Origin of the sequence: Pontibacter chitinilyticus, assembly GCF_039748935.1 — a bacterium.
Lineage (GTDB): Bacteria > Bacteroidota > Bacteroidia > Cytophagales > Hymenobacteraceae > Pontibacter > Pontibacter chitinilyticus.
The window spans coordinates 66,212-79,713 of sequence record NZ_JBDIZJ010000005.1 but is presented as its reverse complement, the minus strand read 5'-3'; the positions used below and the strand labels follow the sequence as shown (position 1 = coordinate 79,713).

At 52.7% G+C, this 13,502-nt stretch carries 8 protein-coding genes; 6 read left to right on the top strand and 2 right to left on the bottom strand.

What is annotated here, in order from left to right; translation table 11 throughout:
• The first annotated feature begins 2 nt into the window (after positions 1–2).
• The 3 genes from ABDW72_RS10030 to ABDW72_RS10020 all read left to right on the top strand — a co-directional run bounded on the left by ABDW72_RS10030 (position 3) and on the right by ABDW72_RS10020 (position 4,468).
• Entirely contained in the window at positions 3–2,654 is a 2,652-nt protein-coding gene (locus ABDW72_RS10030) for a TonB-dependent receptor domain-containing protein (protein WP_347158416.1), read from the top strand.
• An 11-nt stretch (positions 2,655–2,665) separates the two neighbouring features.
• Positions 2,666–3,523: a DUF4249 domain-containing protein gene (locus tag ABDW72_RS10025; RefSeq protein ID WP_347158415.1), complete on the top strand. Its 858-nt coding sequence runs from the start codon at positions 2,666–2,668 to the stop codon at positions 3,521–3,523.
• A gap of 369 nt (positions 3,524–3,892) precedes the next feature.
• Positions 3,893–4,468, top strand: coding sequence for a hypothetical protein (locus tag ABDW72_RS10020; RefSeq protein ID WP_347158414.1), 576 nt, complete (start codon positions 3,893–3,895; stop codon positions 4,466–4,468).
• A gap of 94 nt (positions 4,469–4,562) precedes the next feature.
• Here the strand turns inward: ABDW72_RS10020 and ABDW72_RS10015 are convergent, their stop codons facing one another.
• Complete coding sequence (locus ABDW72_RS10015; protein ID WP_347158413.1) at positions 4,563–4,898, bottom strand: MGMT family protein; 336 nt, start codon at positions 4,896–4,898, stop codon at positions 4,563–4,565.
• 205 nt (positions 4,899–5,103) lie between these two features.
• On the opposite strand from ABDW72_RS10015, the gene ABDW72_RS10010 reads away from it, so the two are divergent.
• The 3 genes from ABDW72_RS10010 to ABDW72_RS10000 all read left to right on the top strand — a co-directional run bounded on the left by ABDW72_RS10010 (position 5,104) and on the right by ABDW72_RS10000 (position 10,815).
• On the top strand, positions 5,104–6,186 hold the full coding sequence (locus tag ABDW72_RS10010) for an efflux RND transporter periplasmic adaptor subunit (RefSeq protein ID WP_347158412.1): 1,083 nt from the start codon (positions 5,104–5,106) through the stop codon (positions 6,184–6,186).
• A 133-nt stretch (positions 6,187–6,319) separates the two neighbouring features.
• A complete protein-coding gene (locus tag ABDW72_RS10005) occupies positions 6,320–9,433 on the top strand; it encodes an efflux RND transporter permease subunit (RefSeq protein ID WP_347158411.1) in 3,114 nt (1,037 codons plus the stop codon).
• A 50-nt stretch (positions 9,434–9,483) separates the two neighbouring features.
• Entirely contained in the window at positions 9,484–10,815 is a 1,332-nt protein-coding gene (locus ABDW72_RS10000; protein WP_347158410.1) for a TolC family protein, read from the top strand.
• Positions 10,816–10,905: 90 nt separating this feature from the next.
• Here ABDW72_RS10000 and ABDW72_RS09995 read toward each other — a convergent pair whose 3' ends face one another.
• Positions 10,906–13,422 (bottom strand): glycoside hydrolase family 9 protein, encoded by a 2,517-nt coding sequence (locus ABDW72_RS09995; protein WP_347158409.1) that lies wholly within the window; start codon positions 13,420–13,422, stop codon positions 10,906–10,908.
• Positions 13,423–13,502 lie beyond the last annotated feature (80 nt).

The following is a 13,502-nucleotide window of genomic DNA, read 5'->3' as shown; positions in this document are numbered from 1 at the left end:
CTATGCACAAACGATTACTATGCCTGGGCATAGGCTGGCTGGCTATTGCCTTTACCGTACTGGCACAAGCCAGCCTGCTCGACCGAAAAGCATCTATCAACAGCACGAATGCTACTATACAGGAGGTGCTTTCGCAGCTGGCCGAAAAGTATGACATTCCCTTCTCGTACGGCGATGACCTGGTGCCGCTGCAGCAAAAGGTAAGTATAAAAGCAGACAACCAACCGCTGCGCCAGGTACTCGATGAGGTGCTAAAAAACAGCCACACCCGCTACACAGTTATCGGAGGCCAGATTATCCTGCAGCCAGTCACTCAGGAAAAGAAAGAACGCTTCACCATCAGCGGGCATATAACAGATGCGGCTTCAGGGGAGGACCTGGCCGGCGCTATTGTTTCGAACGGTAGAGTCGGGGCAGCCTCCAACACGTATGGCTTTTATAGTCTGAGTATTCCTGCTAGCCCGGTGCAGTTGCAGGTTCGCTACCTTGGCTATCACCCCCTGGATATTTATCTTCCACCTTTTGCCTCGGATACGACGTTGCAACTGGCGCTGCAGCCGCTGGCCAATCAAATGCAGGAAGTCAATATAGTGGCCGATAAAGTAACAGATCTGCAGCAGGCCAACCGCCTAACCCTGCGCGCCACCGACGTAAAGCAACTCCCGCGGCTGATGGGCGAGGCTGATGCCATTAAAGCGCTCCAACTCATGCCTGGTGTGCAGGCAGGTCGCGATGGATCCTCGGATTTAATTGTGCGCGGCGGCAGCCCAGATCAGAATCTAGTTTTGCTGGATGGCGTGCCAGTTTATAATGTGTCGCATTTGCTGGGTACGTTCTCAGTCTTTAACCCGGATGCCATCAAAACGGTGGACCTGATAAAAGGAGGCTTTCCGGCACCATATGGCGGCAGGTTATCGTCGGTAGTGGATGTACAACTGAAGGAAGGTAATAATCAGCGCTTTACTGGAGAAGGCGCTATCGGATTGATGTCTTCTAAACTGCTTTTAGAAGGGCCCGTCAAAAAAGACAAAACCTCTTACCTGCTTGCCGTGCGACGTACTTATCTGGACCTGCTGGCGCAGACAGCAGCGGCGCTCAGCGGAGAAACCATCCCTAACTATAACTTTTACGACCTCAACGCCAAGATAAACCACACCTTCTCGCCTACTAACAGGTTATACCTGAGCGCGTACACCGGACGGGATAATTTCGCGGATAAACAGGAGTTCCAAAGTGCTGTACTGGACGAGAAACAGCACTTTAAAATGCACTGGGGCAACGAAACAAGCACCCTGCGATGGAACCACGTGTTCGGCCCCCGCCTATTCAGTAACCTGACGCTCACGCACAGCCGCTACAGCTTCAATCAGCAAACAGACTTGGCACGAAAGGAAGAGGGGCTTAACACCAATTACCGGTCAGGCTATAGTTCGGGCATTAAAGACTGGGGGGCAAAAGCTGATTTTGACTATGCTTTAAACCCCAGGCATAGCGTACGCTTTGGCGGAAACTATACTTACCACAGCTTTATGCCGGAGTCAGTGGTGCTCCAAACTGACACCATAAGGCTTAGCTCCAACTCATTTTCGGAGATCAGGGCGCATGAATTCTATACCTACGCCGACGACCGGGTGCAACTGAGCGAGCGTTTGCAGGCAACGGTTGGCCTGCACGTATCCGGCTTTGCTGTGAACCGGAAACTGTATACTTCGCTGCAGCCTCGGTTGGCTTTGGGCTATACATCTGCGACCGGCATCAGCGTACGCGCTTCTTATGCCACCATGGCCCAGTACCTGCACCTGCTTAGCAACCCCTCCACAGGCGCACCAACCGATATTTGGGTGCCAGCCACTGATAAAGTAAAGCCGCAGCGCTCGTGGCAGGCTACGCTAGGTGCAGCTACCGTGCTGGGGCAGCAGCAATGGGAAATAACATCAGACCTATACTATAAAGAGATGCACGATATGGCAGAATTTAAGGACGGAGCCGATTTTATTTCCGATTTTCTTCGGGCAGGCCCGGACGTAAACTTTGCGAACTTTGTGGCACCACCCTACCAGACGCGCATTACCAGTGGCAAGGGCTGGAGCTATGGCTCGGAGTGGCTACTGCGCAAGCGGCAGGGCAAAACCACCGGCTGGCTCGGCTACACCCTCTCTTGGTCGTGGCGGCAGCTCGACAGCATTAACTTTGGCCGGAAATTCCCTTATACCTATGACAGCCGCCACAGCCTCTCACTGGTAGTTAACCACCAACTCACGGAGAAACTAAGTATAGGCGGCATTTGGACGTATCGCACAGGTTACGTGACCACATTGCCTGTCGCCAGCTACAAAGCCTACAACGAACCGCATTACTGGGAAGGGGCGTCATGGTACGCCATCGGAACAGTTGATTACCTTGGCGAGCGCAATAACTACCGGATGCCCGCCTACCACCGCTTCGACCTGAGCCTGACGCACACCAAAAAGAAAAGGTGGGGCGAGCGCAGCTGGAACATATCCATTTATAATGCCTACAACCGCAAAAACCCATACTTCATGCAGGTTAGCAAGCCTTATAGCAGCAATACGGTTGATGCCCCGCCGCGCAAGTTGTACCAGGTGTCGCTGTTCCCTTTCCTGCCATCCCTTAGCTATGGTTTCAAATTCTAGATAGTTAAAGTATGAGAACTTTAAACTATATACTGGGCCTGTTATGTTGCTTTCCATTGCTGCTGTGGAGCTGTGAAACCGTAGTAGAAGCGGATTTGCCGGAGCATGAGCCGCAACTGGTGGTAAATGCTGTGCTGAATCCGGATAGCCTGTTTACCGTGGATGTCAGCGCCAGCCAGAGCGCTTTCTCGAGCGGAGCTTACCAGCAAATAGAAGATGCCACAGTGCAGGTGTACCAGGCCGGGCAGCTCCTGTTTGAGCTCCAGCATACCGGCAACGGCATCTATAAAGGCGATAGAAAGCCACAGGCTTTGCAGCAGTATGAATTAAGCGTAAGTGCCCCGGGCTATCCCGATGCCAGCGCTAGAACGCACATCCCTGCCGCACCAGTTTTAAGCCATATACTAGCCGCTAAAGCCGCTCCCAGGTCAGATTTTGAGCAGCAGACAGTAACCCTCTCCTTTACGCTGGATGACATGCCGGGGCAGGAGAACTTCTATTATGTACAAGCCTATACACCCGACACAAGCTACTATGAAGGTAAACTGGATAACAGGTACATCAGGCTGGAATTTGTGTCTCCTATCGGATATGAGTTTGGGATGGAGAATCGCTATTTCTTCAGTGATAAGCTCTTTGACGGCAAGCAGATTAACTTAACATTTAATGTAGATAATATGCCTGATAAAGCCACCTATGTGCAGGTGGCGCATATCACAAAAGAATATTACCAGTACGTCCGCACACTCGATAAACAAGGAGCCGGAGACGACTTTGGCAAAATACCGGCACCGGTAGCCAACAACATCCAAAATGGCATGGGCCTTTTTGCCGGATTTAATGCTGTTACGCTGGCTGTTAAACCTTAACCCAAGTTCCTCTTTCAGGTGATGAATAGGTTAGGCACCTCATAAGGGTTCTTAAACCTATTCAGCCGCCATTCATGATTCCCCTTCTGCAAAAGTTAGCTGCATCCCCCGCAGTTGCGGCAAGATAAGCCTGCTCCATTCCCGCTGCCTGCTCCCGGTAAAGCTCCCCGCCATGAGCCGCTTCATCGATAAAATTGCATCGTTTAGCGGCTTTGGTACAGATAATATCTAAATAAGGCTACATTCCTTCAGCGTTTGTCTAATACCCAAGCAACCTTCCTCTATTATAACTTATCTTTATACTGCTGACAAGGTTTTTATACTTGCTCAGCAGTAGCGCAACCACTTAACCTATAACAGAATAAAACCATGAAAAAAGTAATTACTTTCCTGCTGGCAGCAGTGCTGCTGGTAGGCGGGCTCCCTATGGCCCAAGCGCAAAAGGGAAGCGTGTTAACAGCAGCTGAAGCCAATCAGCTTTTCAGAAAGCTCTATGGCAACTGGCGGGTAAAGACACTGATCTGGCAGCCTGAGTTGAATAAATTTTCCGAGACGGTCGGTCAGGTTCGGTACAGCACCGATGAAAATGAAGCCTTAACCGAGATGTTTGACATTGCGCAGCCTGATGGCAGTATAAAGCACCAGGAGGGCACGCTACGTTACGCAGAAGCGCAGCAGCGCTTTGAGTTTGTGCAGCACGACACCTTTGGCAGACCAATGATAATGATGGTAGGCAAATGGGACCCACGGTTTAACATGATCGAAATGAAGCCAGTTAAAGGCCAGAAGAACCTGACTGGACGGGGCAAGCTCCGCCTGCAGTTGCAGTACTTCTTCTTTGATGATGGTTCTTTTAAAAAGGTAACCAAAACGCCAGACGGCCAGGGCAGCTATCTCATCGCTTCTGAATACCACTGCCGCCGCCAGAATACAGCCGGCCTCTGACTTCCTGTTCCGCCCGGAACCTATCATACAAGTATAGCAGGTAAAGCGCCGTTGCCCAACGGTACTTTACCTGCTATATTTTTTAAGCGCCTGGCTACAGCAGTTCTTTGGCTGGGTCCCAGAACAGCTTTTCAAAATTTACCACCTTGTCGTTCTCCACTTGCACCCCGTCCTCCTCCAGGCGTGCCTGCATGGCATTGTATTCTTCAAAGTGCTGCTTTCCTGTGAGCAATCCATTGCGGTTCACCACCCGGTGAGCCGGTATTTTTGTGTGCGGATGGGAGGCGATCAGTGCCCAGCCCACCATGCGTGCCGATCCTTTAGAGCCCAGATAGGCGGCAATAGCGCCGTAAGAGGTTACTCTGCCTCGCGGGATCAGCTTCACTACTTCGTATACATTCTCAAAGAAATTCTCTTTGCCAGTTGCCATACTTAATTTTTCTTTTATCAATTTAAACCAAAGCCTCTGCCGTTTGTCTTATTGTAACGCCTGTTTGCCGTGTTCCGCATCAGGCAGTTTTATTTTAACTGAATAACGTTGTAACTTTAAAACGGCTTATTGTCACCTTGCTGCCAAAGCAGGTAATTTCACCGATTTCACTGATACCATCAAATATAATCACCCGGAAGTATACATGAGCAAACCTCTAAAAATCGTACTCATACTTGTTGCCGTAGGCCTTGTGGCTTTCTTTATCATCAAACGAGTGAATCCCGGTGAGGACGAGGCCAAACAGGCAGGTCCAGCCGGCGGCCCCATGGCACAGAAAGTAGCGGTAGATGTATTCGTGGTATCGCCTACGGCTTACCAGAACAAGATTACCTCTACGGGCACGGTGCTGCCGAACGAGGAGGTGGAGCTGCGCAGCGAAATACCAGGGCAGGTAACGAACATTAACTTTACAGAAGGCACCCGTGTAAGCAAGGGCCAGTTGCTGCTAACTGTTAATGCCGATGAGATGCGTGCGCAGTTGCAGAAGCTCAAGTCTAACCAGGCCTTGTACCAGCAGATGGAGCAGCGCCAGCACACCCTTTTAGAGAAAGAATATATCAGCAAACAGGAGTATGACCAGGTAAGCAACCAACTGGCCACCGCTAATGCCGATATCAAAGCGCTTCAGGCTACATTATCTAAAGCCAATATACGGGCACCCTTTGCCGGCGTGGTGGGCCTGCGGCAGGTAAGCGAAGGCAGCTACGTGACCGCCGCCACCCCTATCGCACAAATTGTAGACGTGAGTCCTGTAAAGATCGATTTCGCTGTTCCGGGGCGTTACAGTCAGCAACTGAAGAGAGGCGACAAGATCACGTTCACGACAGAAGGCAGCCCGCAGGAGTATCAGGCAGAAATTTATGCCATTCAGCCAAACATCGACCCGACAACCCGTACCCTGCAGCTTCGCGCCCTATACGAAAACAAGCAGGAAGAAGTGCGACCCGGCGCCTTTGTAAAAATCACAGTTCCGCTGAAAGAAGTGGAGCAGGCCATTCTGATACCGACCGAGGCCATTATACCGGAGGCAGAAGGCCAGAAGGTGTTTTTAGTGAAAAATAATAAAGCCGTGCCGCAGATGGTGAAGATCGGGCAGCGCTCTGAAAGCCTGATTCAGATAATGGAAGGTGTTCAGCCTGGCGATACCCTGATTCAGTCGGGCATCCTGCAGGCGCGCCCGGGCTCGGAGCTGAAAATACGCAAAGTAAACACCTCGCAGCAGTAAACGGTTTTGCAATAGCTGCTGTTAGGCAAAAGGAAGATCGGCAGCGGACCGCAGCTTGACTGCTTCTGTGGAAAGTGCAGGAGCAAAAGCAGCCCGGTAGTATAGATTACCGCTGGATAATGTAGAAGAAATTATGGCAAGTTTATCCAACATAAGTATAAAGCGCCCCGTGCTGGCTATCGTGATGAGCATCACGATCATTGTATTCGGATTTATCGGCATCAACTTTCTGGGTGTTCGCGAGTACCCGAGCGTGGACCCACCGATTGTGAACGTGTCTACCTCCTACACAGGGGCTAACGCCGAAACCATCGAATCCGAAATTACCGAGCCGCTGGAGGAATCCATCAACGGTATTGCCGGCATCCGGACGCTTACCTCCAGCAGCAGCGAAGGCAACAGCAACATTACTGTAGAGTTTAACCTGGGTGTGGATCTCGAAGCTGCCGCCAACGATGTGCGCGACCGCGTTTCCAGAGCACAGCGCCGCCTGCCCGACGATGCCGAGCCACCGACGATCTCCAAAGCCGACGCCGACGCCAACCCGATCATTTTCCTGGGGGTGCGCAGCGAAACACGTTCCCTGTTGGAGCTCTCTGACTTAGGAGCGAACGTGTTTAAAGAGCAATTGCAGACAATTCCAGGTGTGAGCTCCGTGATGATCTGGGGCGACAAGCGCTACTCGATGCGCCTCTGGATGGACCCGGATAAACTCTCAGCGATGCGGGTAACCCCGCTGGAAGTTCAGAATGCCCTGGCTCGGCAGAACGTGGAGCTGCCATCAGGTAGTATAGAGGGAGCTACTACAGAGCTTTCGGTACGCACCATGGGCCGTATCTCTACGCCCGAAGATTTCAACAACCTCATTATCCGGCAGGATGCTGACAAGCTCATCCGCTTCCGCGATGTAGGGTATGCCGAGCTGTCACCTGAAAACGAAAAGACGGTGCTGCGCTACAACGGGGTGCCCATGGTGGGCGTGGTACTCGTTCCGCAACCTGGCTCTAACCAGATCGAGATTGCCGACGAGTTCTACCGCCGCTTAGAGCACATCAAAAAAGATATTCCGGATGATATTCAGCTCACCATCGGCTTTGACAACTCGCAGTATGTGCGGGCCTCCATTTCGGAAGTGGAAGAAACCATCTTCATTGCTTTTGGCCTGGTGGTGGTGATCATCTTCCTTTTTCTCCGCGACTGGCGCTCTACAATCATCCCGGTAGTGGCCATACCGGTGTCGCTTATCGGTACGTTTTTTATCATGTACCTGATGGACTTCTCCATCAATGTGCTGACACTGCTGGGTATCGTACTGGCCATTGGTCTGGTGGTGGATGATGCGATTGTGATGCTGGAGAATATCTACGCCCGCATCGAGAATGGCGATTCGCCGCGGCACGCTGCTAAAAAAGGGGCCTCTGAAATATACTTTGCCATTATCTCAACCACCGTCGCCCTGGCAGCAGTGTTTATGCCGGTAGCTTTCCTAGAGGATACCACCGGCCGCCTTTTCCGCGAGTTCGGTATTGTGGTTGCCGGCTCTGTAGTTATCTCTGCCTTTGTATCGCTGACGCTGACGCCGATGATGACCTCCCGCATGCTGAAGCACAAAGACAAGCCAGGCTGGTTTTACCGTAAAACAGAGCCTTTCTTTGCCGCCCTTACCAGCGGCTACCGCAGCAGCCTGGAAAGCTTTATGCACGTACGCTGGGTAGCCTTTATACTTGTAGTCCTGTCAGCTGGCGCTATCTGGTGGCAGATGGCCACACGTCCGTCGGAGCTTACACCGGATGAAGACCGCAGCGGCCTCCGCATCAATGCCACAGGCCCGGAGGGTGCTTCTTTCGAGTTTATGGATAACTACATGAACGAGCTCTCGGACCTGGTGAATGACTCCGCCTCTGGTGTTGAAAGTATGACCACCATGACCCGCAACTCCAATTCCGGTTTTGTGCGCCTGCGCCTCGTAGATCCTGAGCAGCGTGCTCAGAGCCAGCAGGAGATCGTGGACAACCTCACCGACAAAATCAGTCAGATACCGGGTGCGCGTGCCTTCGCCTCCGGCGATAAGGGCCTGGGAGGCGGCCGCGGCTCCGGCCAACCGGTGCAGTATGTCGTGCAGTCGCAGAGCAATGCCAAACTGCGCGATGCGATTCCGAAGATTCTCGACGCCGCCCGCCAAGACCCTACCTTCAGCTTTGTGGATGTGAATATGAAGTTTAACAAACCCGAGCTGCGCGTAGAGATCAACCGTGAGAAGGCGCAGTCGATGGGTGTCAGCGTGCGCGATGTGGCCCAAACCATGCAACTAGGCCTTAGCGGGCAGCGCTTCGGTTACTTTGTAAAAGGCGGCAAGCAGTACCAGATTATCGGGCAGGTAGCGCGCGAAAACCGCAGCCAGCCGCTAGACCTGCGCAGCCTGTACGTAAAAAGCAGCGATGGTCAACTCATCCAGCTTGATAACCTGATCGACCTGAAGGAAGAGAGCGCCTCTCCGCAGATCTATCGCTTTAACCGCTTTGCTGCCGCCACCTTCAGCGCCTCACTGGCGAAGGGTAAAACTATCGGCGATGGCATCAAAGCCATGGATGCTATTTCAAGTAAGGTGCTGGATGACACCTTCCAGACCTCACTCACCGGCCAGTCCCGCGATTTCTCTGAAAGCTCCAACAGCTTGCTTTTTGCTTTCCTGCTGGCACTCGGTCTGATCTACCTGGCACTTTCGGCACAGTTCGAGAGCTTCAAAGATCCAGTCATCATCATGTTTACCGTACCGCTCGCCTTGGCAGGAGCCCTGCTCAGCCTGTGGTACTTCGACCTGACGCTCAACATTTTCAGCCAGATCGGTATGATCATGCTGGTGGGCCTGGTAACGAAAAACGGTATTCTATTGGTAGAGTTTGCCAACCAGCGCAAAGAGGAGGGCCTGAACAAACTGGATGCTGCCATTGATTCGGCCGTGTCGCGTTTCCGCCCGATCCTGATGACTTCGCTTTCCACTATACTTGGTACGCTGCCTATCGCACTGGCGCTGGGTGCGGGTTCCGAGAGTCGCGTTTCCATGGGTATAGCTGTGGTGGGTGGTCTGATCTTCTCCACCGGCCTTACGCTTTACATTATCCCGGCCATTTACTCTTACTTCTCTTCAGCGAAGGCCAATATAATTGAGGCAGATGATCAGGGGGCAGCAGCAGAGCAGCCAGCGCAGCGGAAGCTACAGGAGCCGGAGCCCGCCTTCAGTAAATAAAAGTATAGTATAAACACATACCAAACGGTATTAACGAGTCTGCTAATTTGATGTCTCCATTTAAAGCGTGTGTGCTGCTAGCCCTGGCAGCACTGCTCCTCCCGCGCCAAGGGTTTAGCCAGGAACAACTTACCCTCGAACAGGCGATCCGTATCGGCCTAGAACAGAACTATGATATCCGGATTGCAGACAAGCAAGACGATATTGATGCCAACAATGTAACGTTGGGCAACGCCGGCTTTTTACCTACGGTAGATGCGCGCGCCAACCGCACTTTCAGCGAGAATAACTCTCGTCAGTCCTTCCCTACCGGCCCCGACCGCACACGTAATGGCGCAAGTTCCAACAGCTTGGGCACCAACGTAAACCTGAACTGGACAATTTTCGATGGCTTGGGAATGTTCATCAACTACGACCGGCTCAAAGCAGTAGAAAAAGCGGGCAAGCTGATTACACGTGAAACAGTAGAGAATACGCTGGCCGATATTTCCAATGCCTACTTTGAAGTGGTGCGCCAGGGCCGGAAGATCAAGTCGCTGCAGGAAGCGATTGCCATTTCGCAGGAACGCGTAAACATCACTCAGGCCCAGTATGAGGTAGGTGTGAGCGCCAAGGTTGAGATTCTGCGGGCCCAGGTAGACTACAATGCGGATCGTTCTGTACTGCTGCAGCAACAGGAAATGCTGCAGAATGCCAAGATCAACCTGAACCAGCTCCTGGGTCGCAACCCTGACACTGATTTTACAGCAACAGACTCCATTGTGGTAGATCCTACTATCTCATACGGCAACACCAACAACTTATTAAGTACAAACCCACTGCTACAGCGTCTGCAGCTGAATCGCGAAATAGCAGTGCTGGATATCAAAGCTATCCGGGCTAGTCGCTTTCCCCGGATTGGCTTTACCAGCGCCTATAATTTTACCCGCTCCGAGGCAGAACCCCTGAACGAGTATCAGGCACAGTTTAACCGGAACTTAGGTTATAACTACGGCCTTACCCTCAGCCTGCCAATTTTCAATGGTTTTAATATTAACCGCCAGGCGCAGAATGCCCGGATCTCCCTTGAATCCAATACGCTGGAGTACCAGCGCGAGCAGAATGCCTTACAGGCGAACCTGGCCCGCGCTTACAGCCGCTACGCCAGCCGCCTGCAGCTGCTGGAACTGGAAGAAAATAACCTGAAGCTTGCCGAGGAAAACGCAGACATTGCCCTGGAGCGCTATCGCCTGGGCCTGCTCACCGCTATTGAACTACGCGAAGCACAGCAGAACCAGTTAGTCGCGCAGAACCGCCTTATTGATATCCGGTATGAGGCCAAAGTAGCGGAAACAGAACTTAAACGGTTAACAAGCTCCTTGCTGAAAGACAACGAACAATAAGCTAAATTTTCTTGATCGGTTTAGAACAACAAGAGCTGCAGCCTATGGGCTGCAGCTCTTCTGCTTTTGTAGGAGTATGGGCTGCCCCGTTTATTTGCCGCTGTTCCCATTCAGAAACTTATCAGCTGCCAGCACCAGGAACATGTAGTTGGAAGAGCCGCCGCCCAGCACATACTCCGTCTGCTGCCACAAGTACGGCCACTCCAGCAACTCCGGATAATCCGGCCGGATGAGGGCTGTGCCCGAACCAACACCACCGGGAATGTACGACCACTCATCGCGGTTATTACCGTAAGCCACCGTCAGCGACTTTGCACCAACACCCGAGGCAAACGAAGCCGTGTTAGAGCCCGGATGCACGCCCAGTACAAAGTTGAGCGCGTGCAGCATGTAGTTTCCGGGGAAAATCTCCGGGAAGGACGCGTGCAGAAAATATTGCTCTACGCCAAAGCTTTGAATGCCCCAGCCGGCTCCCCAGATGTCGGGCTTGTAGGGCATGCCATACGGCGTCTCCTTCTCCTGCGCATCCACCTTTGCTTTGTAGCCTTTCACCGCTGCCGTGATGGCATTTCTATACTTCCTGTCTTTGATCAGCGGCAGCGTGCGGCCTACAATCCAGCCAGTTTTATCAATGTGTTGGCTGATCTGCTCGCGCGTGCTTATCAGGAAGTCAGCGTATTGCTTATCATGTGTCGCTAAGTATAACTCGGTGGCAGGCCTTACCCGGTCCAGTTTGTCTTTTTCTTTGGTCCTGTTCCAAAGCTCCACGGCTATCTGCAGGCATTCTTTGGAGAGCGCATCGTTGTAGCCCCGCAAAGCCCGCGAAGCAGCGGCCAGGTCCGCACTCACCAGCAGTTCCCTACCAGGGTTCTCCTCTGTAAAAACCCAGCGATCATCAGGTCCGCCAGGTAAACCAATGGGTGGTACCGGCTTAGGAGCCGTGGCAGGGTCAAATAGCCTGTTGTCGGTGTGCGAGGCGGCATCGCCCAGCAGCACGTACTGCCGCAGCGAAGGCACGATAATGCCCCGGTACAGGCGCCCCAGCGAGCGGTAACCACCCACAATGCTCAGCGCACCATGCTCTATCTGCTGCAGGATATCGTTCTTGCCATCCGGCAGGTGCAGCTCTGCCAGGTGGTCCTGCTCATCAATGGTGGTGTTGTCGTAGTCTACGTTGAACTCTTCGAAAGCGAGCGCCAGGATACGGATCTCATCGGCCTGCGACTCCACGCGCAGGTCATAGTCGCCGGCGTCGTGCCAGCCACCAATGTTAAGGCCGGGCACATGCTCGCCGCCTTTATACTTAGTCAGTGAGCTGGGGCCCTGCAGGTAACCGTCGAAGTGGTTGGTGTCGGCGGGGGCCATGCGGGCATCGTCCATGTGGCACAGGCCGTGCCATACTTTGTAGCGGTCGTTTACGCGCATGTGGCACATCTGCACTGGCAGAAAGGTTTCCAGCACCGGCTGCCAAACATCCCGCTTGTATACCTGCTCATTTATCTGGAAAGGATTGGTTTCGTAGTCGCCATACTTTACGATATACATGCCGGGCTTTTGCACCTGCGAGAAATCGAACTGGTAATAGTGGTAACGCAGGAAGCTGCCCCAGTCGGTGGGCGCTTTTTCAAGCACTTTCTCCAGTCCACCACTTTCCTTTACCCGGTACAGGGTGGCAGGCAACTGGCGGGTATCAGTTTTATCGGTTTCAATGACGGCTACTTTCTGCTGTTTAGGATGATAACCTACCTGTGAAACCTGCACCACCGGATCATACTTCCAGCCTTCGAGGGCATTTGGCGTTACCAGCCACTGGATGGCACCTTTGGTAGCGCCTTTGGGTACCAGCGAGCGCACCACAAACCAGCCGTTGTTGTGGCGGGCGCGGCCATCGAGCAGTTGCAGCTCGTTGTTGTTCAGGTTCTGGATCGTCATTGTCTGGCGCTCAGTTTCCGGGGCGATCACCAGCTTGTTGCCCGTTGCCATGGGTGTAATCTGAAACTCCTGCGCCTCATCCAGATAGCCGGGACCGTTGAGCTGCCGCGGGAAGATGCCGAAGTGTTCATCCATGTAATAACTTTTACCAAACAGGATGCCTGGGAAGAGCTCAAAGTTGAAACCTACCTTGCCGATCCACTCATCGGGCAGCGGCTTATCCAGGTCTACGATGATGCGGAAGGCTTTGCCCTCGGGTACCACCCGCAGCACATAGCTGAAGTTGAGATCGGGATAGAAGACAGGATTGAAGCCCTTGCGGTTCTTGGACTCATCGGGGTAGGCCATGCGCACGCTTACCTCCTGCTTCTCACGGCTCACCATACGCTCTCCTACTTTTGGAATGGGTTGCCACTGCCCCGGCGTAGGCTCCAGCCGCAAGTCACCGTTGGTGGCTACGCGCAAGCCGTTCTGAATGATGCCGACGCCACCCTGGTGTCCTTCGGGATAAAAGTCATGGGCCAGCATTACATTCAGACCCGGCATTTCCAGGTACTCCTGCTCGTTCAGGTGCAACCCTTGCTGCTGTGCCTGGGCCACACCGACAGCCAGGTTAAGCTGCCCCAGCAGCAATGCTGCTACTTTTAAAGCGCTTTTAAAGATTCGATTCTTCATTTCAGACTGCTTTTATAACTATTACTTGCTTTATATTTTCAGGCATGATCAACCATAAGACAAAGGGCAGCCAAGTAGCT